This window comes from Micromonospora sp. NPDC048169 (assembly GCF_040652815.1).
Classification (GTDB): domain Bacteria; phylum Actinomycetota; class Actinomycetes; order Mycobacteriales; family Micromonosporaceae; genus Micromonospora.
Genome location: NZ_JBEZMS010000010.1, coordinates 118,570 through 138,453 on the forward strand (window position 1 = coordinate 118,570; position 19,884 = coordinate 138,453).

A 19,884-nucleotide genomic window follows, 5' to 3' on the forward strand; every position below is an offset into this window, starting at 1 on the left:
CATCCGTCGATGCGTGGTAGAAATCCTGCCCAGATCTCGCCGCCGGGCGAGGATTCCTTCCCAGGAGGACGCCGATGAGAGCGATCGCCACGGCCCTGACGCTTCTCGCAGTGGTCACGGCCGCGACCGTGCCGGCGACGGCCTCGGCCGCCCCGGCCGCCGCCGAGCCGTCGCCCGCCGTCGCAGCGGTCGGCCCGCAGCCCGGCACCTTCACCGGCAGGGGCTTCGACACCTGCACCGCGCCGTCGCAGGCCGCGATGGACGCCTGGCTGGCCGCGTCGCCGTACCGCGCTGTCGGCGTCTACATCAGCGGCGGCAGCCGGACGTGCGCCCAGCCCAACCTCACCGCCACCTGGGTCGCCGAGCAGACCCGCAAGGGCTGGCGGCTCATCCCCATCGAGCTGGGCTACCAGGCGCCCTGCGGCACCCGTACGCCGAAGATGTCCGCCGACCCGGCGACCGCCCGCGCGCAGGGCAGGACCGCGGCGGACAGCGCGGCCGGGGCGGCACAGGCGCTCGGCATCGGCGCCGGCAGCACGCTCTACAACGACATCGAGCAGTACCCGACGACCGCCGCCTGCCGGGCCGCGGTGCTCTCCTTCCTCTCCGGCTGGGTCGAGCGCCTGCACACGCGCGGCTACCTCGCCGGCATGTACTCAAGCGGCTCGTCTGGCATCAGGGACGTCTGCGACGCCTACCACGACACCCGGTACCTGCGTCTGGACCAGATCTGGATCGCCTGGTGGAACGGCGTCGCGGACACCGACGGGGGCACGTACTGCGCCGACGACCGCTACGCCGACCAGCAGCGCCTGCACCAGTACGCCGGTGACGTCACCGAGACGTGGGGCGGCGTGACCATGAAGATCGACCGCAACTACCTGGACGTACGGGCCGGCACGCCGCCCGCCTCCTGGAGCGTCACAGTCGACAACACCACGGCGGGCGGGTTCACCGCGGGCGCGGCCTGGGGCACCTCCGCGTACTCCGGGCAGCGCTACGGCGCCGACTACCGCTTCGCCGCTCCGGTGGCGTCCAGCGACGTGGCCTGGTTCCGGGCCACCCTGCCGGCGACCGGCGCCTACGAGGTCTCGGTCTGGTACCCGGCCGACCCCGGTTACAACGACCGCACCCCGTACCTGGTGGCCACCACGACCGGCAACCGGTCGGTGGCCGTCGACCAGCGCACCGGCGGCGGACGCTGGGTGTCCCTCGGTGTGTTCACGCTCGCCGCCGGAACCGGGGACAAGGTCGGGGTGAGCCGCTGGAGCGCCGGCACCGGCTACGTGGTCGCCGACGCGGTACGCCTCACCCGGGTCTGAGCGCGCCCGGGCCGTGAGCCGGTCCCGCCTCGGCGGGGCCGGCTCACGGCGTCCGGATCAGCTCAGGTGCGCCAGCAGGGCGGTGGCCATGCCCTGCTCGCCACGGGCGTTCGGGTGGAACGGCGCGGCGGAGTTCTGCGGCACCAGCCCCTCCACCCAGCGGGTGCCGCTGCTCTTGCACGCGTCGCGGCCGATCGAGGGGGTGTAGACGTCGGCGTAGCTCGCGCCGCCCGCCGCCGCGGTGTCGGCGAGCATCGTGTTCAGTGCCTTCTGGACGCCGCGCAGGTACGGCACGTCCTGATAGGCGATCGGCACCACGGGCCAGCAGCCGTATCCGGTGTCGGGCAGGATCGCCGGGTAGCCGAGCACCACCACGCGCGCGTTCGGCGCGGCCTGGCGGACCGCCCGCAGCACGGCTGTCACCTTGGGGGCGGTGGCGGCGATCCGGGCCCGCAACTGGTCCGTGCCGCCCGCGGTGAACCGGTCCTTGCAGGGCGATCCGAGCGGGCTGCTGACGCTCGCCTCGGCGCAGTCGCCGATGATGCCGGCGAAGCCGATGTCGTTGCCGCCGATCTGCACCGTCACCAGCGCGGTGTTCGAGGTGACGGCGTTGACCTGCGGCGGCAGCGCGATGCCCAGCGCGCCGTCGCCGCCGGACAGGATGTCCTCGGTGGTGGCCCCGGAGCAGCTCACGTCGGCGAACGACGAGGAACCGGCGGACGCCGCGACCACTGACGGGTAGTTGCGGTTGGAGCGCAGGCAGTTCAGGTCGACCTGGGTGGGCACGAGCGGGGCGGAGGTGTAGGAGTCGCCGAGCGCGACATAGCGCCCGGCGGGTGCGGCGGCGACGGCGGGTACGGCTGCGGTGAGCAGCACGCCGGTGACGGCCGCGGCGAGCGCGGTCATCTTGCCGGCGGTTCGTAGGAGCGGCAGGCGGGGACGGATCATGGCGCTCTCCCGGAGGGTCCTGGTGGTGGTGCTGGGGATTCTGTCCGCGCCTGTGATGCACGTCAATATAGACAAGCCTCACTAAATGTTGTCCCGGGATGTGGTCCGCCGCCGCCCGGCCGAGGGCTTGTTGCCCCGTCGTGATGTTGCGTGCGTCACACTTTTCGCCGATGTCGGCGTCGGGTAGAGGGTGCGTGTCGAGCGCTCGTTTCGTTGCGTCGCAACGCTCCCCGGCCCGGTCGCCCCTGGTGGGCGGCTCGGCGCCGGATCCGCGTCCGCACGCACCGGAGCGGCCCCGGCACGGCTGGTGAAGGACCGATCGAATGTCGGCGATCCTGGATTTGCGGGCGTCATTACGCTGCGAAGTGGTTGATCGCCGGAACCACGGACGACAGGTGGAAGAACCTCAGATGAGTGACAATCACCCTCCCTACGGAGGCTATCCGGACCCGAACGCCGGAGCGTGGGGCAACCAGCCCGACCCGAACGCCCCGTACGGCGCGCAGCCGGCCTCCGGCGCGCCCTACGGCTCGCCACCGGCTTCGGGTGCGCCCTACGGCGCCCAGCCCGCCTCGGGTGCCCCGTACGGCGCGCAGCCCGCGTCGGGTGCCCCCTACGGCGCGCAGCCGGCGTCGGGCGCTCCGTACGGCGCGCAGCCCGCAGCGCCCTACCCGGGCCAGCCGGGCTACGCCGGGCAGCCGTACGCGCCCACCCCGCCCCCGAGCGGTGGCAAGAGCAAGGGTCTCATCGTCGGCCTCGCGGCCGGCGCGGTCACGCTGACGCTGCTGTGCTGCGGCGGTGGCCTCGCCTACGTCGCGTTCAACGAGGACGAGGAGGACCCGAAGCCGGCCGCCTCGGGCAGCGCCACCCCCGGGCCGGACAGCAGCTCCTCCGCGACCCCCAGCGCGGGCGGGCCGGAGTCGAGCGGGCCGGACGGCCCCACCAACAACAACTCGATCACCGCGCGGTACTCCAGCGAGATGTCGGCGGTCTGCGACGGGGGAGCGATCCTCAACGCCGCGCCGTACACCGCGCCGGCGGGCTCGAAGGCGTACGTCTTCTCCAACTCCCCGGACCGGCCGTCCTTCTGGTCGCAGAAGACGGTCAGCTCGGCCAAGCCCTACTACGCCAAGTCGGCGGACTTCGCCACGGTGTCCGTCATCGGCTGCCTCAAGATGGTCGAGGGCAGCGAGGGCACGCCGAAGAAGTGCCAGTACAAGAACAGCGAGGAGAAGGTCGTCACCATCGACTACATCTCCTCGCGGTACACCCTGACCTTCCACGCGGCCAAGACCGGTGAGAAGGTCGGCGACGGCGGCACGGTGGCCGCGCCGGCCGCCCGCTGCCCGAGCTTCATCTCCTACAACAAGGCGACGATGAAGTCGTACGCGTCGCCGGACAGCGGCACCATCGAGGCCGCGCTCGACCGCTTCCTGCGGTAACCGACGCCGGTGTGTGGAGCCGGCAGGCCGGGAGTTCCCGGCCTGCCGGCTCCGTCGTGTCGCGGCCCGGTCAGAAGTCGTCGTCGAAGGTCACGCTGCCGGTCACGCCGACCTGGTACGCCGAGACCCGGCGCTCGAAGAAGTTGGACAGCTCCTGCACGTCCTGCAACTCCATGAACGCGAACGGGTTGGCGCTGCCGTACATCGGCGCGATGCCGAGCACGGCCAGGCGCCGGTCGGCCACGTGCTGGAGGTACGCGCGCATGTCCGCCGGCGACATCCCCGGCACGCCCTGCCCGAGCAGGTCCTCGGCGAAGCTCACCTCGCACTCCACCGCCTCGGCCAGCATCTCCCTGACCTGGCGTTCCATCTCGTCGTCGAACAGGTCCGGCTCCTCGGCGCGTACGGTCTCCACCACGTCGAAGGCGAACGCCATGTGCATCGACTCGTCGCGGAACACCCAGTTGGTGCCGGAGGCCAGCCCGTTGAGCAGGCCCCGGGAGCGCAGGAAGTAGACGTAGGCGAACGCGCCGTAGAAGAACAGGCCCTCGATACACGCGGCGAAGCAGATCAGGTTGAGCAGGAACGCCCGCCGGTCCGCGCGGGTCCGCAGCTCCCGCAGCTCGAAGACGGAGTCGATCCACCGGAAGCAGAACTCGGCCTTGCGGGCGATCGACGGGATGTTCTCCACCGCCGCGAACGCGGCGAACCGTTCCTTCTCGTCCGGCACGTACGTGTCGAGCAGGTTCAGGTAGAACTGGACGTGCACCGCCTCCTCGAACAGCTGCCGGGACAGGTAGAGCCGGCCCTCGGGCGAGTTGACGTGCTGGTAGAGGTTGAGCACCAGGTTGTTCGCGACGATGGTGTCGCCGGTGGCGAAGAACGCCACCAGCCGCGACACCAGGTGCCGTTCGGCCGGGGACAGCTTCGCCAGGTCGGCGAGGTCCGAGTGCAGGTCCACCTCCTCGACCGTCCAGGTGTTCCTGATGGCGTCCTTGAAGCGGTCGAAGAAGCGCGGGTAGCGCATCGGCCGCAGGGTCAGGTCCATGCCGGGGTCGAGCAGCATGTGCCGGGTCGGCGCGGTGGTGGTCACTGGCATGCCTCGCAGCTCTCGGGGTTCTCCAGGGAACAGGCCAGCGCCTCGTCGTCGCGCACGACGGAGACCGGCGCGACGGTGGCCTGCTGGATGCGGGTGGCGGGACGGGAACGCAGGTAGTAGGTGGTCTTCAACCCGGCCTTCCAGGCGTACAGGTACATCGAGGAGAGCTTGCCGATGGTCGGCGCGCTCAGGAACAGGTTCAGCGACTGGGACTGGTCGACGAAGGGCGCACGCGCGGCGGCCAGGTCGATAAGCGCCCGTTGCGGCAGCTCCCAGGCGGTGCGGAACAGCTCCCGCACCGGCGCGGGCAGCTCGGCGATGTCCTGCACCGAGCCCTCGGCCCGCTTGATCCGGTCGCGGACCTGCGGCGTCCACAGCCCGCGCGCCTTCAGCTCCCGCACCAGGTACGTGTTGACCTGGAGGAACTCCCCGGACATGGTCTCGCGCTTGAACAGGTTGGACACCTGCGGCTCGACGCACTCGTAGCAGCCGGCGATGGAGGCGATGGTGGCGGTCGGCGCGATCGCCACCAGCAGCGAGTTTCGCAGCCCGTGGGCGGCGATCCGCTCGCGCAGCGCCGCCCACCGTCCGGTCTGCGCCGGCTCCGCGCCCCACAGGTCCGGGTGCAGGTCACCCTTGGCGGCCCGGGTCTGCGGGTACGCCGGATGCGGGCCGTACCGTTCGGCCAGCCCGGTGGAGGTCTCCAGCGCGGTCAGCAGGATCTCCTCCTGCACGCGGGTGGACAGCTCCTTCGCCTCCGGGGAGTCGAACGGCAGGCGCAGCGTGAAGAACGCGTCCTGCAACCCCATCAGCCCGAGCCCGACCGGCCGCCAGCGCGGGTTCGACGCCGCCGCCTGCCCGGCCGGGTAGTAGTTGATGTCGATCACCCGGTCGAGGAAGACCACTGCCGTGCGCACCGTGGCACGCAGCCGTTCCCAGTCCACCCCGTCGGCGGTGACGTGCGCGCCGAGGTTCACCGAGCCGAGGTTGCACACGGCCGTCTCGGTGTCGTCGTTCACCTCCAGGATCTCGGTGCACAGGTTGGACAGGTGGATCACGTTGCCCGGCTCGCCGGTCTGGTTGGACAGCCGGTTCGCGGCGTCCTTGAACGTCATCCAGCCGTTTCCGGTCTGCGCGAGCGTGCGCATCATCCGGCCGTACAGGTCCCGGGCCCGGACCGTGCGGACCGCGTTCTTCTCCGCCGCCCGGTACGCGGCGTCGAACGCCTCGCCGTACAGGTCGGGCAGCTCCGGGGCGTCCGACGGGTCGACCAGCGACCACTCGCCGTCGGCCTCGACCCGGCGCATGAACTCGTCCGGGATCCAGTTGGCCAGGTTGAGGTTGTGCGTACGCCGGGACTCCTCGCCGGTGTTGTCCCGCAGCTCCAGGAACTCCTCCACGTCCGGGTGCCACGGCTCCAGGTAGACGCAGGCCGCGCCCTTGCGCCGACCGCCCTGGTTGACCGCGGCCACCCCGGCGTCGAGGGTCTTGAGGAACGGCACGATGCCGTTGGACCGGCCGTTGGTGCCCCGGATCAGCGCGCCCCGGCCGCGCACCCGCGACCAGGAGATGCCGATGCCGCCGGAGAACTTCGACAGCTTCGCCACCTGGTGGTACCGCTCGTAGATCGAGTCAAGCTCGTCGCGCGGCGAGTCGACCAGGAAGCACGACGACATCTGGGTGTGCCGGGTGCCGGAGTTGAACAGCGTGGGGGAACTGGGCAGGTAGGCCAGGCTGGACATCAGGCGGTAGAAGCCGACCGCCTCGCCCGGGGTGCGGGACAGCCCGCAGGCCACCCGCAGCAGCCAGTACTGCGGCGTCTCCACCACCAGCCGCGACAGCGGGTGCCGCAGTAGGTAGCGGTCCGCCACCGTGCGCAGTCCGAAGTACTCGAACCGCAGGTCACCGTCCGGGTCCACGGCGTCGTCGAGCTTGCGGGCGTGCCGGGCCACGAACGCGGCCGTCTCGTCGCCGATCAGGCCCAACCCGTGCGCGTACGCGATCGACTGGCTGAAGCTCGCCACGCCCTGCCCGCGAACCTCCTTGTCCACGTACGCGGCCAGCAGCCGCGCCGCCAGCTTCGAGTACTGCGGCTCCTCGCCGATCAGCTCCGCCGCGGTCTGGATCGACAACCGGTCCAGCTCGGCGGTGGTCGCACCGTCGTAGAGCCCGCTGATCGTCTTCGTGGCCACCCGCAGCGGGTCCACCTCGTCCAGGTCCGCGACCCAGCGCTCGACCGCCCGGACGATCTTGCCGACGTCCACCGGCTCGGTGTCGCCGTCCCGCTTGCGTACCCGCATCGCCGGCCGGCGGGGCTCGGACCCGCCGGCGGTGGACGGGGGACTCTCCTGCACGACAGTCATGACCTCTCCTCGCTGTCACCGTCTGGAGACGGCGGGAGACGCCAACGGGCGCGGCGCACGGCCGGCCCGGCTGCTGGCGTCGGTCGTCCCGCGCGACCTCCGACCGCCGTACGCGGGAGCGCACGGCGCGCTGGCAGGTCTTCGGACTCGCGGGCCCGACCGGCGTTTGCCGGTCGCCTACTGGCCGTCGCTTCCCAGGCCAATGGCCCAGTGCTGTTGACGGCTGTCGTTCCCACTCACCGCTGCGGGGCAGTCCCGGATTCCCACCGGGTTCCCTCTTGCCTCGGACGGACCAGTGAAGGCCCGGCCGAACCAGCTACGGGAGACACCATATATGGCGGTGATGGCTGGATGGCAACACCAGATGTCGTGTCCGCGTGTCGGCTCGATCTCACCGTCCACAGTGCCTACCCCGGTTTCCGGCACATTTCGCCGGGCGGAATACTCGGCGCCATGGGGAATGCCGGGCGCCGCTGGGCGTGGGTAGCGGTCCTGGTTGTCGGCGTCGGGCTCCACCTGCTGGTGCTGGAGACACTGAGTGGCACCGGTGCCACCACGTTCGTACCGGCGCTGATCGTGCTGGGCGCGTCCGTCGCGCCCGCCACGTTCCTGGCCTTCGTCCAGGGGCGGCCGGCCCGCCGCCCGCTCCCCGGCGCCCTCGTCGGCCTCGCCGCGCTCCTCGGCGGCGTGATCGGCGTGGTCGCCGCCGGATGGCTGGAGTACGACACGCTGAACCACCTCGGCGTCCTGCCGATGGCGCTCGTCGGGCTGGCCGAGGAGACCGCGAAGCTGATCGTGCCGGCGGGCGTCCTGCTGCTGTGGGGACGCCACCGCACCCCGGCGCAGGGGTTGGTGCTCGGTGTGGCCGCCGGCGCCGGGTTCGCCGCGCTGGAGACCATGGGCTACGCGTTCACCGCGTTCGTCGGGTCGCAGGGCAGCCTCGGCGCGGTCGAGCGGACACTGCTGGTGCGTGGGCTCACCGCGCCCGCCGCGCACCTGGCCTGGACCGGGCTGACCGCCGCCGCGTTGTTCACGTTCGCCGCCGCGCCCGGCGGCCGGAGGCTGGCGGCGTTCCTGCTCACCTTCGCCGCGGTGGTCACGCTGCACACCTGCTGGGACACGTTGGGCACGCAGCCCGCGTACGTGTTCATCGGCGGCGTGTCGCTGGGCTGGATGCTGCTGCGCCTGCATCTGGACCGCGAGCGGCCGTCCCCACCCCGGACGCCGGTCACGCCGGGGACGCCGGCCCCACCCGTGACGCCGGCCGTGCCGTCGCCCCGGGAGATGGCGGCGCAGGCCGCCTGAGCCGGACGCGGCCGGCTCAGCCCTCCCCGGCGCCGTCGAGCAGCGCCCGGCGCAGCGCCAGCCGGTGTTCGCGCCGGATCTGCGCCTCCCGGTAGCGCCGCCGGTCGCCGTCGGTCTCGGTGTGCAGCGGCGGCACCGGCCGGGGCTGCCCGTCGTCGTCCACCGCCACCATCACCAGGTGCGCGGTCGCCACGTCCACCGGCGGCACCGCGCGGTCCCACCGGTCCGCGCTGACCTTCACCGCCACCTCCATCGAGCTGCGGCCGGCCCAGGTGATCCGGGCGTCCACGTGCACCACGTCCCCGACGCGTACCGCGCGCAGGAACGCGGTCTCGTCGATGGCGGCGGTGACGGCCGGTCCGTCGGAGTGGCGGGCGGCGACCACCCCGGCGACCGAGTCGATCAGGTTGAGGATGCGCCCGCCGTGGACCGTGCCCATCAGGTTGGTGTGGTGCTGGTCCATGATCTGCGACAGGGTCAGGTGCGAGGCCGACGGTGGTCGGCCGGTGAGCGTGATGGTGTCGGGCACTGTGCGGTTCCGTCCTCGCAGAAGCGGACCGCCGACCGGCCGGGGCGTGCACGTCGAGGACACGCCGACGGCCCTGCCTGCGGCGTGTCACCCGCCCGACCCACCCGCGAGGTCGACGGCGGCGCGCACCGGTGGTACGCGCGACGCGGGCAGGTCTTCGGACTCGCGGGCGTGACACGAGGTCGCCTACTGGCCGTCGCTTCCCAGGCCGTGGCCCAGTGCTGTTGACGGCTGTCGTTCCCACTCACCGCTGCGGGGCAGCCCCGGACTTCCACCGGGTTCCCTCTTACGACACCCGGCCGTCGCCGACCGGGTGAACCAGCGCTTCCCGCAGCGTAGCCCAGTGCCGGCCGGCACGGTCATCAGGACGGCGTTGCTCCCGTCCCCGCCGGAGCCAGTGGCGCCGCGCCGAACGACACGGCGAACCGCTTGCACCAGATCGACACGCTGCGCAAGCCGTCCAGGTCCACCGACGCGGGGATGTCGTACGCCTGGTCGCCGATGTTGCCCTTGAGCCGGCCCAGTTCGACGAAGCGGCCGTCGTCGAACACCTGCCAGCCCGCCCGGCCGGACCGCACCTTCCGGTCGGTGAGCCAGACCCGCAGGTCGGGGCCGTCCGAGGTGTCCAGTCCGCGCAGGAGCAGCTGACGGCGGCCGTCGGCGAGGCGGACGAGCTGCGCCCGGCCGGACGTGTCGTGCTCGTGGGTGACGAAGTCACCGGCGGCGAGCACCACGTCGGCGGGCGTAGCGCCGGTCGGCGACGGGCCGGCCGTGCCGGAAGCCGGCGGGCCGGTCGTGCCGGCCGGCTGCGGCTCCGCCACGGTCGGCAGCGTCTCGCGTACCTCGCGGTCGGTCGCCAGCCGCCACGGCTGGAACAGGTACAGGCTCACCCCGAGACCGGTGACGGCCACCACGGCCAGCACTGACAGCACCACACGTCTTCTGCCCATGCCGTGACGCTAGGCGCGTACCCGGCGGAAAGATCTTTCCGTCCGCTTACGGCTCGCCCGCGGGCCGCCGCTCCGGGCCGCCGATGGGTAGCGTCTGGCCCATGGGGCGCTACGTGCTCGTCGTCGACGACGACCGGACGGTCAGCGACGTCGTCCGGCGCTACCTGGAACAGGACGGCTGCCGGGTCCGGCTCTCCTTCGACGGGCCGGACGCGCTCGCCGCGGCCGAGGAGGAGCCGCCCGACCTGGTGGTCCTCGATTTGATGATGCCGGGCCTCGACGGCATCGAGGTGTGCCGGCGGCTGCGGCGCCGGCTGCCCGGCCTGCCGGTCGTCATGCTCACCGCGCTCGGCGACGAGGCCGACCGCGTCGCCGGGCTGGAGGTCGGCGCGGACGACTACGTGACCAAACCGTTCTCGCCGCGCGAGCTGGTGCTGCGCATCAGGTCGGTGCTGCGGCGCACGGCCCCGCAGGACCGGGGGCCGTCGGGGGTGCTGCGCGACGGTGACCTCACCGCGGACACCGACCGGCGGGTCGCCGAGCGCGCCGGGCAGCCGCTGGCGCTCACCGTACGGGAGTTCGACCTGCTCGCCTTCCTGCTGGCGAACCCGGGACGGGCCTGGTCGCGGGCCGAGCTGCTGGACCGCGTGTGGGGCTGGCGGTTCGGCGACCAGTCCACAGTCACGGTCCACGTGCGGCGGCTGCGGGAGAAGATCGAGGAGCGGGCCGCGCAGCCCCGCCGCATCGTCACCGTCTGGGGCGTCGGCTACCGGTACGAGCCGCAGGACGCGCCCCGGTGAACGAGCTGCTGGTCATCGGGTTCTACGCCCTGCTCGCCGGAGCGGTCGTCGGCGCGCTCGGCGCCGGAGCGCTGCGGCTGGTGCGCCACCGGTCGATCCTCGCGCACATCGCGGTGCTGCTCGCGGTCACCATCGCCTCGGTGACGGCGGGCGTCACCGCCGTCGCCCAGGCCATGTTCCTGTCCGCGCACGACCTCCAGGTCGTCCTCGTGACGGTCGCGGCGTCGGCGGCGGTGAGCCTGGCCGTCGGGGTGGCGTTCGCCCGGCGGCTGGCGCAGGCGGCGGTCTGGGCCGACCAGGCCCGGCAGCGGGAGCGGCAGCTGGAGGCCGGCCGCCGCGAGCTGGTCGCCTGGGTCTCGCACGATCTGCGTACGCCGCTGGCCGGGCTGCGGGCGATGGCGGAGGCGCTGGAGGACCGGGTGGTCGACGAGCCGGGGGCGGTGGCCGAGTACCACCACCGGATCCGGGTCGAGACGGACCGGATGACGCGCCTTGTCGACGACCTGTTCGAGCTGTCCCGGATCAACGCCGGAGCGCTGCGGCCCGCGCTGTCCCCGGTGCCGCTCGGCGACGTGGTCTCCGACGCGATCGCCGCCACCGCGCCGCTGGCCGCCGACCGGCGGGTCCGGGTGCTCGCCCCCGAGACCGGCTGGCCGACGGTCCGGGCAGCCGAGGCCGAACTCGCCCGCGTCGTGACGAACCTGCTGGTCAACTCGGTGCGGTACACGCCGCCGGACGGCACGGTGCGTGTCGATGCCGGCCGGGAGGCCGACGACGCGTGGCTCGCCGTCTCCGACACCTGCGGCGGCATCCCCGAGGCGGACCTGCCCCGGGTGTTCGACGTGGCGTTCCGGGGCACCCGGGCCCGTACCCCGGCACCGGCCGGCGACGACGAGGCGGCGCCGGCCGGCGGCGGGCTGGGTCTGGCGATCGTGCGCGGGCTGGTCGAGGCGCACGGCGGGCGGGTGCACGCGCACAACGTCACCGGCGGGTGTCGGTTCGTCGTCCGCCTGCCGGCCGCCTGACCGGGCCGGGCTGGTCAGGCGGCGGCCGGGGGACCGGTCTCCGTCAGGCGCCCGTCGGCCAGGCGCAACCAGCGGCCGACGTCGATCGCGGCGAGGAACCGCTCGTCGTGGCTGACCACCAGCAACGCGCCCCGGTAGGCGTGCAGCGCGCTCTCCAACTGGCTGACGCTGACCAGGTCGAGGTTGTTCGTCGGCTCGTCGAGCAGGAGCAGCTGCGGCGCCGGTTCGGCGCCCAGCACGCACGCGAGGGTGGCGCGCAGCCGCTCACCGCCGGAGAGCACCCCGACCGGAAGGTGCGCCCGCGGGCCGCGGAACAGGAAGCGGGCGAGCAGGTTCATCCGCCGCGCGTCAGGGGCCCGCGGCGCGAACGCGGCGAGATTCTCCGCGACGGTACGGTCCAGGTCGAGCAGGTCCAGGCGCTGCGACAGGTACGCGATCCGGCCCTCGGCGCGCGTGATCCGGCCGCTCTCCGGTTCCAGGTCACCGTCGATCAGGCGCAGCAGCGTGGACTTGCCCGCGCCGTTGGCACCGAGCAGGGCGATCCGCTCCGGGCCCCGGATCGTCAGGTCGACACCGCCGGCGGCGAACAGTGGGCGGCCGCCGTGCCGGACCCGCACGCCCTCGACGGTGAGCAGCGTGCGCCCGGCCGGCACGGTGGTGGCGGGCAGCTCCACGGTGATCGTCTTCTCGTTGCGCAGCGCCCGCTCGGCCTCGTCCAGCCGCGCCCGGGCGTCGTCGACCCGCCCGGAGTGCATCTCGTTCGCCTTGCCCGCGGACACCTGCGCGTCCCGCTTCATGCCACCGGCGACGATCCTCGGCAGGCCCGCGTTCTTCAGGTTGCGGGCCGCGTTCCCGGCCCGCCGGGCCGCCCGCTCGCGGGCCTCCTGCAACTCCCGCTTCTCCCGCTTGAGCTCCTGTTCGGCGCTGCGCACGTTCTTCTCCGCCACCTCCTGCGCGGCCCGCACGGCCGCCTCGTACGAGGTGAAGTTCCCGCCGTGGAAGCGCAGCTCACCGCGTTCGAGTTCGGCGATGCGGTCCATCCGGTCCAGCAGTGCCCGGTCGTGGCTGACCAGCAGCAGGCAGCCATGCCACTGCTCCAGCACGTCGTGCAGCCGGTGCCGGGCGTCGAGGTCGAGGTTGTTCGTCGGCTCGTCCAGCAGCAGCACGTCGGGCTGCTTGAGCAGCTGCGCCGCCAGGCCGAGGGAGACCACCTGACCACCGCTGAGCGTGCCCAGGGGCCGGTCGAAGGCCAGGTCGCCGAGACCGAGCCGGTCGAGTTGCGCGCGGGTGCGCTCCTCGATGTCCCAGTCGGCGCCGATCGTGGTGAAGTGCCTCTCGTCGGCGTCACCGGCTTCGATGGCGTGCAGTGCCGCGATCAGCGGGGCGATCTCCAGCACCTCGGCCACGGTGAGGCCGGCGGCCAGCGGCAGGCTCTGCGGGAGGTAGCCCAGGACGCCGTCGACGGTCACCGACCCGGCGGCCGGGCGGTACTCGCCGGCGATCAGCCGCAGCAGCGTGCTCTTGCCGGCGCCGTTCGGCGCGACCAGGCCGGTCCGGCCGCCGCCGAGGGTGAAGGAGAGGTTCTGGAAGACCGGCGTGTCGTCCGGCCAGGAGAAGGTCAGGTTCGAGCAGACGACAAAGGAATCGGACATCGGGCGACGACCTCGACGTACGGGCGGGCGGACCGGATCCGCCCGGCGGGGGACATGGTCACGAGGGAACGACGGGACGACCACGGCGCTCGCCTGCGGTCGGTCGCGTCTCCGGGCTCACCCGGAGATGTCGTCGTCACCCGCCATGTCTGCTCTCCCTGTGCGATCTGCGCGTCTTCCCGCTGCGATCTGCGCGCTCGGACCGGTCGGGTTCACGGTAGCACCGACCGTGCCCACGGGTGGGTACGGCCGTCGTCCGGCGGTGCCGGCGACCGGCGTGACCTGCGTTACCTCTCGCCGAGACGGGAATGTGATCACCGGAGGCGCATTTGACTCAGGGTGTGAGTGCCGCACCCTCTTCCGCCCGGGCGCACGCCGACCGGGCGGAGATCCCCCAGACGACCGATGCCACCCCGACACCCACCCCGGGCGACCTGATGAGCCGGGGCCAGCGGCTCAAGCTCGTGCTGGTCCTCGGCTCGCTGATCGCTGTGGGTCCGCTGACGATCGACATGTACCTGCCCGCGCTGCCCGCCATCGTCACGGACTTCGCGACCACGTCGGCGGCGGTCCAGTTGACGCTCACCGGCACGCTCGCCGGGCTGGCCGTCGGGCAGTTGCTGATCGGGCCGCTGTCGGACGCGATCGGGCGGCGCCGCCCGCTGATCGCCGGCCTCCTGCTGCACATCGTGGCGTCGGCGCTGTGCGTGGTCGCCCCGAACATCGCCGTCCTCGGCGTCCTGCGCGTCGTGCAGGGCCTCGGTGTCGCCGCGACCGCGGTGGTGGCGATGGCGGTGGTGCGTGACCTGTTCAGCGGGGCGGCGTTCGCCACCCTGCTGTCCCGGCTGCTGCTGGTGATGGGTGCGGCGCCGGTCCTCGCCCCGACGCTGGGCGGCGGCGTGCTGCGGTGGACCGACTGGCGGGGCGTCTTCGTGGTCCTTGCCGTATTCGGGGTGCTGCTCGTCGTGCTGGCCACTGTCGCCCTGCCCGAGACACTGCCGCCCGCGCGCCGCCAGCGCGGTGGAGTCGTCGCGACCGTGATGACGTACGGCGGGCTGCTGCGGGACCGGGTCTTCGTCGGCCTGGTCCTGGTCGCCGCACTGGCCATGGCGGCGCTGTTCGCGTACGTCGCGGGGTCGTCGTTCGTGCTGCAGGACGGGTACGGGCTCGACGAGCAGCAGTTCGGCCTGGCGTTCGGCGCGGGCGCGGTGGGCCTGATCGGCGCCACCCAGTACAACGTGCGGCTGCTGCGCCGCTACCCGTCGCAGTGGATCCTGCTGACCTCGCTGGTGGCGGGCACGGTGGCCGGGCTGGCCCTGGTGGTGTTCGCCGCGACCGGCTTCGGCGGGCTGCCCGCCCTGCTGGTGTCGCTGTGGCTGGTGCTGGCGGCAGCGGGCCTGGCCATGCCGAACGCCCCGGCGCTGGCCCTGTCCCGCCACGGTGAGGCGGCCGGCACCGCGTCCGCCCTGCTCGGCGCCGTGCAGTTCGGCGTGGGCGCGGTGGCGGCGCCGCTGGCCGGTGTGCTCGGCACCGGCGCGGTGGCGATGGCCCTGGTGGTGGCCGGCGGGATGGTGGCGGCACTGGTGGTGCTGCTGGTCGTCGTCCGGCCGTCCCGGCTCGCCGGTCTGGAGGCGGCTCCGGCGGTCGCTGTCGCGCACTGATCGGACGGCCCGGATCGGCGGCGGGTGCGCGCGGTGCCTACGCTGCTGCCATGACCGTCCCGGCCCGCATCCTGGTCGAGGGGATCCACGGTTCCGGCAAGTCGACGCTCGCCGCGCATCTGGCGCAGCGGTTCGGCCTGCCCTGGTTTCCGGTCGACGATCTGCTGTGGGAGCCCGGCTGGGTCGAGGTGCCGGTCGCCGAGCAGCGACGCCGGATCGAGGCGATCTGCCGGCGCGACAGCTGGATTCTCGACGGCGCGTACCACGGGTGGCGGGACGTGGTCCTCGGCCGCGCCGACCTGGTGATCGGCCTGGACTATCCGCGTGGGGTCTCGTTCCGCCGGCTGCTGCGGCGCACGCGGCGGCGGCTGGCGAGCGGCGAGGAGATCTGCAACGGCAACCGGGAGTCCTGGGGGAGCGTGCTGTCCCCCGACTCGGTCCTGGTGTGGCACGTCACCGGGTTCAGCCGGGCGCGCCGGCGCATGCGGGCCTGGGCGGCCGACCCGGCCGGTCCGCCGGTGCTGCTGTTCGACGACCCGGGCGCCCTCGACGGCTGGCTGGCCCGGGGCGCGCCGGCAGGACCGCGGGTGCCGCGGCCCGGCGCCTAGCGTGAACGACCTGCCCGCTCGCGGGGCCGCTCACCCGAAGCCCTCGGTCCACTTACATCGGGAAGCGGCCCCGGCGCCACTGCCAGTGGCGTCCCGCCCGGATGTGGTCGACGACCGCGCGCTGGAGCACGGTGCGGCGCGGCAGCCGGTCCAGCGGCGTGTCCAGGGTGCGGAACACGAACCGCAGCATCTCGGTGTCGCCGTCGAGACCGGGCAGTTCCTGGTAGGGCTCCACTGTGAACCGCCGCTGGAACCGGACGATGTTGGAGTCCTCCGGCAGGTATTCGCGCAACTGCGGGTCGAGCAGCCAGGAGCCGCAGGAGAACGCGGTGTAGCGCTCGTCGGGGAAGTGGCGCGGGAAGAACGCGCGGGCCCGCTCCAGCGACGCGTCGACCGCCTCCGGGGTCAGCGGTCCCGAGTCCGGGACGTGCAGCTCGATCGCCTCGGCGTCGCCGCGCTGGTGCTGGAGCCGGCCCAGTTCGTAGATGCCGCCGCGCGCGTGCAGCGTCAGCCAGCACTGGATGACCGGCCAGCCCTCACCGCTCATCCGCCGGTCGACGGCGAGGTTGCTGCCCAGGTCGGCGAGCGTCGTCCAGGACACCTCGTCGGGCACGCCGTGGTCGGTGTGGTAGGCCCGGGCCACGTCGACCAGTGCCAGGTACGCGTAGGCGTACAGGTGCCGCCAGGCCGGACCCCGCTCGCGGGGCAGCGCCGGGCCCGGTGGCAGCCAGGCGAAACCACCGAGGTCGGCGCGGACCAGGGCGATCGAGCGGTCGAGCAGCCAGCGCAGCTCCGGCGTCCACAGTGGCGACCCGGGCTCCGGCCAGCCCGCCAGGATCTCGGCGGCGTCGTCGGGACGGACCGCGAGCCGGTCCAGCAGCGCGGGCGCGTCCGCCCGGGCGGGCAGCGGCGCGGAGGGCAGGTCACCGGCGAGCCGGCGCACCCGGTCGACCTCCTCGGCGGGCACGCCGAGCCGGCCGGCGACGTCGTCGACATCCATGGCGACGACGCTACCGGCCGGCGCCCGCTCTAACAGCCCCGTGCGGTGCTCAGCGCCGTTGCTGGCACGGCACGCAGAAGCGGGCCGAGGGCAGGATCTCCAGGCGGGCGGTCGGGATGTCCTGCCCGCAGCGTTCGCAGACGCCGTACGTGCCCTCGGACATCCGCTTGAGCGCCTGTGCGGTGTCCGCGACGCCCTGGCGGGCGACCTCGATCAGCCGGCGCAGCGTGTCCGGGTCGTGGCCGCCGTGGCCGGGCTGCCGCGTGTGCAGCGTCAGCTCGGTGAGCTGGTCGGTGTACTCGCCGAACTGCCGGTCGAGCAGTTCGCGCAGGGTGTCGGTGCGGTTGAGGGCGTGCGTCATGATGTGGCGCTCCTTTCCGGGCGGCGCTGGGTGTCGTGCGGGTGGCGCAGGGCCGAGATGGCGGCCATGCCGGCGCCGGTCAGCGCCGCGGTACGGGGTGACGCGGCCCGGTGGACCGTCGCGCCGAGCGTGGCCACCAGGCGGGCGGTCACGTCGGGCCGGGTGGCGCCGTCGCCGATGACGACCGGGCCACGGGCCAGCGCGGCGCGGGCCAGGGGCCGCAGCGCCGCGTCCTGCCGCAGCTCGCGTACCAGCCGGGCGGTGGTGTCGGCGAGCATGACGGCGGTCGTCGCGTGGTTCAGGTCCCGGGTGCCGACGTCGGCCCGCCGGGCGGCGACCACCCGGCCGTCCTCCAGCAGCGCCACCTCGCTGAGCTGGGCGCCGATGTCGGCGACCAGCAGCGTGCCGGCGGCGGCGCCGGCGCCGATGGCGCCCGCCCGGACGCTGTCGAGGAACAGCAGCCGGGACGGCGCGAGGACGGCGGTCAGCACCCGGCGCGCCGCCTCCTGCTCGGCCGGCGCGGCGAGCACCGGACGGCAGGCCACCACCAGCGCGCCGACCGGGACCGGGGTGCGGTGGTCGCGCAGGATCCGGCGCAGCTCGGTGACGCAGGCCGGACCGTCGACGATCCGCCCGCGCCGGACGACCGGGCTGCGCAGGCCGTGCCCGACCGGGACGCTCAGCGTCCGGCCCGGTCCCAGCCAGATCCGCAGCAGGCTGCTGCCGAGGTCCACGGCGATCGGCGCCGCGTCGACGGTCACCGACGGGCGGCTGCCGTGGGAACGGCCGATCAGCATGCCGGTACGGGCCGGCGGGCGAATGGCGGTGACAGGGTGCGGCATACCGACCTCTTTCGGATCAGGGTGCCCAACCGGGCGGTGGACGGTGCGGGGAAGGGGCGTGGCCGGGGCCGCGGGCGTCGGATTCACTCGACGACGCCGGTGGCCGGGGGCTTCAGACGCGCTTCTGGTCGCCGCTCGCAGGTCGGGACGCGACGAGAACGGCGAACGCCGGTGGTGGAGCCATCGACGTGCGGGTCATGCTCACCACCTCCTCGCTGCTCGGGTACCGCCTCGGACCTCCAGCGTCGCCGGGAACAGCACGCGCGGCACTGCACGCCACCGGCCAACAACGGGCGCGATGATTGCCGGTCGCCGGAACCCGGATCTCCCCATCCCCCCTGGCTATGGTTGACACATGGAGAACGCGAGCTCAGCTCGAACGTCTTCCGCGTCGCCCTGACGCCGGCTGTGCCGGCGGGCCCGCGGCGACCGCGTCCGAAGGAGGTCCCCGTGATCATCGAACGTACGACCCTCCCCGGCATCGGGGTCCGGCACACGCTGGTCACCGAGGAGGGCCGTCGCATCGGGGTGATCGACTACCAGGTGGGCGGCCGGCGCGACGTCGTCCACGACGACCCGGACGACCCGGACCGCATGGTCACGCTGACCCTCACCCGCGACGAGGCGTCGGCCCTGGCCAACCTGCTCGGTTTCCCGGAGCTGGTCGCCGTACCGGCCTGAGCCGGCCCTACGCCGGCAGCGGCCGGCGCGGCCAGTCCAGCGCCCGCGCCCCGAGCACGGCGGCGTGCAGCGTGAACCGGTCCCGCGCGTCGGCGGGGTCGTAGCCGCTCAACGCCCGGATCCGGGCCAGCCGGTAGGTGACGGTGCGCACCGACACGTGCAGCCGCCGGGCGGCCTCGGTGGCGACCTCGCCGCAGGCGAAGTACTCGTTGAGCGTGTCCAGCAGCGGCTCGGCGCCGCCACGTGCCTGGGCCAGCGGCGTCAGCACCGCCCGGACCAGGTCGACCATGGCGGGCTGGTCACGCAGCAGCACCCGGTAGATCAGCAGGTCGTGCGCGTCGATCACGGATGCCTCACTGTGCAGGCGGCGTGCTGTGGTCAGCGCCTCCCGGGCCTCCTCGTACGAGCGGGCGATGCCGTAGACGCCGGGATGCGGGCGGCCCACCGCCACCTGCCACGGCCGGCCCCGCACCAGGCGGTCCAGCTCGCCGTGCATCAGCGTGCCGAGGTTCGCGGACGGGCCGGCGTCACGGCCCCGGTCGGCGGTCACCGGGTCCGCCGGGGCGATCACCACGAGCAGGCCCTCCTTGGTCGCCACCAGCACGTCCCGGTCACCGAGCCGGTCGAAGATGACCCGCTCCAGCGCGCTGATCGCCGCCTCCGTGTCCGGCAGCCGGCGGCCGGGCGCGGCGAGCGCGACCTGGTGCACCCGGGCCAGGTCCAGGCCGAACGGCTCGGCCCGCTCCACCAGGCCGCCCAGGTCGGAGTCGCCGCGCAGCAGGTCGTCGACGAGTTCCCGGCGCAGTGACTCCTCGCGCCGGACGAGTTCCCGGCGGGCCACCGCGTACCCCTCGGCGAGCGTGGCCACCGCGGTGTCGACCACGTGCAGGACGGCGTCGGCGGCGGCGCGGACCGCCTCGCTGTCGTCGGACCGGTCCAGGTGCGGCAGTTGCCGCCAGACGCGCCGCGCCGCGGACAGGTAGAGGCGTACCGCGCGGCCGGCGGAGATCCCCTGCTCGGCCGCGCGCCGGCCCAGCGCGCCGACCGCGTCGAGTTCGGCGCGGCGCGGCCGGCGGCCGGTCACCGCCGCGTCGGTGAGCAGCCGCAGGTAGTCGCCGAGCAGCTCCACCGGCACGCCACCGGCGTCGGCGCCCGCCTCGCGGGCCACCTCGGCCAGCCACTGCTCGTCCTCGCCGCCCGCGACCGGACCTGGCCGGCGGACGCTGTCGGTCATCGCGATCCCCCCGTGCGGGGCCCGCGCCGGAGGCCGGCCCACCGCGCCCAGCGTAGGCCGCG

18 protein-coding genes and 2 riboswitches are annotated in these 19,884 nt (G+C 73.6%); of the genes, 8 read left to right on the forward strand and 10 right to left on the reverse strand.

Features of this window, described 5'->3' with window-relative positions:
* Positions 1-74: 74 nt before the first annotated feature.
* The gene (locus AB0D28_RS11850; protein ID WP_357384845.1) at positions 75-1,322 is read left to right on the forward strand and encodes a glycoside hydrolase domain-containing protein; all 1,248 of its coding nucleotides are present in this window, start codon (positions 75-77) and stop codon (positions 1,320-1,322) included.
* Between the two features lie 57 nt (positions 1,323-1,379).
* Here the strand turns inward: AB0D28_RS11850 and AB0D28_RS11855 are convergent, their stop codons facing one another.
* A complete protein-coding gene (locus AB0D28_RS11855) occupies positions 1,380-2,270 on the reverse strand; it encodes an SGNH/GDSL hydrolase family protein (RefSeq protein WP_357384847.1) in 891 nt (296 codons plus the stop codon).
* Positions 2,271-2,680: 410 nt separating this feature from the next.
* On the opposite strand from AB0D28_RS11855, the gene AB0D28_RS11860 reads away from it, so the two are divergent.
* The gene (locus tag AB0D28_RS11860; RefSeq protein ID WP_357384849.1) at positions 2,681-3,712 is read left to right on the forward strand and encodes a hypothetical protein; all 1,032 of its coding nucleotides are present in this window, start codon (positions 2,681-2,683) and stop codon (positions 3,710-3,712) included.
* A 70-nt stretch (positions 3,713-3,782) separates the two neighbouring features.
* Here the strand turns inward: AB0D28_RS11860 and AB0D28_RS11865 are convergent, their stop codons facing one another.
* Positions 3,783-4,811, reverse strand: a complete 1,029-nt coding sequence (locus AB0D28_RS11865) for a ribonucleotide-diphosphate reductase subunit beta (protein ID WP_357384851.1) — start codon at positions 4,809-4,811, stop codon at positions 3,783-3,785.
* Positions 4,802-7,111, reverse strand: coding sequence for a ribonucleoside-diphosphate reductase subunit alpha (locus AB0D28_RS11870; protein WP_357384969.1), 2,310 nt, complete (start codon positions 7,109-7,111; stop codon positions 4,802-4,804). The genes AB0D28_RS11865 and AB0D28_RS11870 overlap by 10 nt, the downstream gene beginning before the upstream one ends.
* Positions 7,112-7,288: 177 nt before the next feature.
* Positions 7,289-7,506: riboswitch (cobalamin riboswitch) on the reverse strand.
* Between the two features lie 121 nt (positions 7,507-7,627).
* Between AB0D28_RS11870 and AB0D28_RS11875 the strand changes: the two genes are divergently transcribed.
* Positions 7,628-8,479, forward strand: coding sequence for a PrsW family glutamic-type intramembrane protease (locus AB0D28_RS11875; protein WP_357384854.1), 852 nt, complete (start codon positions 7,628-7,630; stop codon positions 8,477-8,479).
* 16 nt (positions 8,480-8,495) lie between these two features.
* Here the strand turns inward: AB0D28_RS11875 and AB0D28_RS11880 are convergent, their stop codons facing one another.
* Both AB0D28_RS11880 and AB0D28_RS11885 read right to left on the reverse strand, forming a co-directional pair.
* On the reverse strand, positions 8,496-9,008 hold the full coding sequence (locus tag AB0D28_RS11880; protein ID WP_262014268.1) for an acyl-CoA thioesterase: 513 nt from the start codon (positions 9,006-9,008) through the stop codon (positions 8,496-8,498).
* Between the two features lie 130 nt (positions 9,009-9,138).
* A riboswitch (cobalamin riboswitch) is annotated at positions 9,139-9,346 on the reverse strand.
* 24 nt (positions 9,347-9,370) lie between these two features.
* On the reverse strand, positions 9,371-9,958 hold the full coding sequence (locus AB0D28_RS11885; protein WP_357384856.1) for a DM13 domain-containing protein: 588 nt from the start codon (positions 9,956-9,958) through the stop codon (positions 9,371-9,373).
* Between the two features lie 101 nt (positions 9,959-10,059).
* Between AB0D28_RS11885 and AB0D28_RS11890 the strand changes: the two genes are divergently transcribed.
* Together AB0D28_RS11890 and AB0D28_RS11895 are read left to right on the forward strand one after the other, a co-directional pair.
* Positions 10,060-10,758, forward strand: a complete 699-nt coding sequence (locus tag AB0D28_RS11890) for a response regulator transcription factor (RefSeq protein ID WP_357384859.1) — start codon at positions 10,060-10,062, stop codon at positions 10,756-10,758.
* Positions 10,755-11,783 (forward strand): HAMP domain-containing sensor histidine kinase, encoded by a 1,029-nt coding sequence (locus tag AB0D28_RS11895; protein ID WP_357384861.1) that lies wholly within the window; start codon positions 10,755-10,757, stop codon positions 11,781-11,783. The genes AB0D28_RS11890 and AB0D28_RS11895 overlap by 4 nt, the downstream gene beginning before the upstream one ends.
* A gap of 14 nt (positions 11,784-11,797) precedes the next feature.
* On the opposite strand, the gene AB0D28_RS11900 is transcribed toward AB0D28_RS11895, so the two are convergent.
* On the reverse strand, positions 11,798-13,435 hold the full coding sequence (locus AB0D28_RS11900) for an ABC-F family ATP-binding cassette domain-containing protein (protein WP_357384863.1): 1,638 nt from the start codon (positions 13,433-13,435) through the stop codon (positions 11,798-11,800).
* A gap of 437 nt (positions 13,436-13,872) precedes the next feature.
* On the opposite strand from AB0D28_RS11900, the gene AB0D28_RS11905 reads away from it, so the two are divergent.
* On the forward strand, positions 13,873-15,096 hold the full coding sequence (locus AB0D28_RS11905; protein WP_357384971.1) for a multidrug effflux MFS transporter: 1,224 nt from the start codon (positions 13,873-13,875) through the stop codon (positions 15,094-15,096).
* A gap of 50 nt (positions 15,097-15,146) precedes the next feature.
* Positions 15,147-15,704: an adenylate kinase gene (locus tag AB0D28_RS11910; RefSeq protein WP_357384866.1), complete on the forward strand. Its 558-nt coding sequence runs from the start codon at positions 15,147-15,149 to the stop codon at positions 15,702-15,704.
* Positions 15,705-15,756: 52 nt separating this feature from the next.
* Here AB0D28_RS11910 and AB0D28_RS11915 read toward each other — a convergent pair whose 3' ends face one another.
* Genes AB0D28_RS11915 through AB0D28_RS11925 form a run of 3 tightly spaced genes read right to left on the reverse strand, consistent with a single transcriptional unit; the run spans position 15,757 to position 17,907 of the window.
* Positions 15,757-16,704 (reverse strand): acyltransferase domain-containing protein, encoded by a 948-nt coding sequence (locus tag AB0D28_RS11915; protein ID WP_357384869.1) that lies wholly within the window; start codon positions 16,702-16,704, stop codon positions 15,757-15,759.
* Between the two features lie 49 nt (positions 16,705-16,753).
* Positions 16,754-17,065 carry a TraR/DksA C4-type zinc finger protein gene (locus AB0D28_RS11920; RefSeq protein ID WP_357384871.1) on the reverse strand — a complete coding sequence of 104 codons (312 nt, stop codon included), beginning with the start codon at positions 17,063-17,065 and terminating at the stop codon, positions 16,754-16,756.
* The gene (locus AB0D28_RS11925; protein ID WP_357384873.1) at positions 17,062-17,907 is read right to left on the reverse strand and encodes a cell shape-determining protein MreB; all 846 of its coding nucleotides are present in this window, start codon (positions 17,905-17,907) and stop codon (positions 17,062-17,064) included. The genes AB0D28_RS11920 and AB0D28_RS11925 overlap by 4 nt, the downstream gene beginning before the upstream one ends.
* Positions 17,908-18,357: 450 nt before the next feature.
* On the opposite strand from AB0D28_RS11925, the gene AB0D28_RS11930 reads away from it, so the two are divergent.
* Positions 18,358-18,588 carry a potassium transporter TrkA gene (locus AB0D28_RS11930; RefSeq protein WP_357384875.1) on the forward strand — a complete coding sequence of 77 codons (231 nt, stop codon included), beginning with the start codon at positions 18,358-18,360 and terminating at the stop codon, positions 18,586-18,588.
* A gap of 7 nt (positions 18,589-18,595) precedes the next feature.
* Here the strand turns inward: AB0D28_RS11930 and AB0D28_RS11935 are convergent, their stop codons facing one another.
* Complete coding sequence (locus AB0D28_RS11935) at positions 18,596-19,822, reverse strand: helix-turn-helix domain-containing protein (RefSeq protein WP_357384877.1); 1,227 nt, start codon at positions 19,820-19,822, stop codon at positions 18,596-18,598.
* Between the last annotated feature and the right edge of the window lie 62 nt (positions 19,823-19,884).

Coding starts and splice junctions, on each gene's coding strand:
- AB0D28_RS11935 (WP_357384877.1), bottom strand. CDS start 19,822: ATGACCGACAGCGTCCGCCGGCCAGGTCCGGTCGCGGGCGGCGAGGAC.
- AB0D28_RS11900 (WP_357384863.1), bottom strand. CDS start 13,435: ATGTCCGATTCCTTTGTCGTCTGCTCGAACCTGACCTTCTCCTGGCCG.
- AB0D28_RS11850 (WP_357384845.1), top strand. CDS start 75: ATGAGAGCGATCGCCACGGCCCTGACGCTTCTCGCAGTGGTCACGGCC.
- AB0D28_RS11860 (WP_357384849.1), top strand. CDS start 2,681: ATGAGTGACAATCACCCTCCCTACGGAGGCTATCCGGACCCGAACGCC.
- AB0D28_RS11885 (WP_357384856.1), bottom strand. CDS start 9,958: ATGGGCAGAAGACGTGTGGTGCTGTCAGTGCTGGCCGTGGTGGCCGTC.
- AB0D28_RS11875 (WP_357384854.1), top strand. CDS start 7,628: ATGGGGAATGCCGGGCGCCGCTGGGCGTGGGTAGCGGTCCTGGTTGTC.
- AB0D28_RS11925 (WP_357384873.1), bottom strand. CDS start 17,907: ATGCCGCACCCTGTCACCGCCATTCGCCCGCCGGCCCGTACCGGCATG.
- AB0D28_RS11855 (WP_357384847.1), bottom strand. CDS start 2,270: ATGATCCGTCCCCGCCTGCCGCTCCTACGAACCGCCGGCAAGATGACC.
- AB0D28_RS11905 (WP_357384971.1), top strand. CDS start 13,873: ATGAGCCGGGGCCAGCGGCTCAAGCTCGTGCTGGTCCTCGGCTCGCTG.
- AB0D28_RS11910 (WP_357384866.1), top strand. CDS start 15,147: ATGACCGTCCCGGCCCGCATCCTGGTCGAGGGGATCCACGGTTCCGGC.
- AB0D28_RS11890 (WP_357384859.1), top strand. CDS start 10,060: ATGGGGCGCTACGTGCTCGTCGTCGACGACGACCGGACGGTCAGCGAC.
- AB0D28_RS11920 (WP_357384871.1), bottom strand. CDS start 17,065: ATGACGCACGCCCTCAACCGCACCGACACCCTGCGCGAACTGCTCGAC.
- AB0D28_RS11870 (WP_357384969.1), bottom strand. CDS start 7,111: ATGCGGGTACGCAAGCGGGACGGCGACACCGAGCCGGTGGACGTCGGC.
- AB0D28_RS11915 (WP_357384869.1), bottom strand. CDS start 16,704: ATGGATGTCGACGACGTCGCCGGCCGGCTCGGCGTGCCCGCCGAGGAG.
- AB0D28_RS11865 (WP_357384851.1), bottom strand. CDS start 4,811: ATGCCAGTGACCACCACCGCGCCGACCCGGCACATGCTGCTCGACCCC.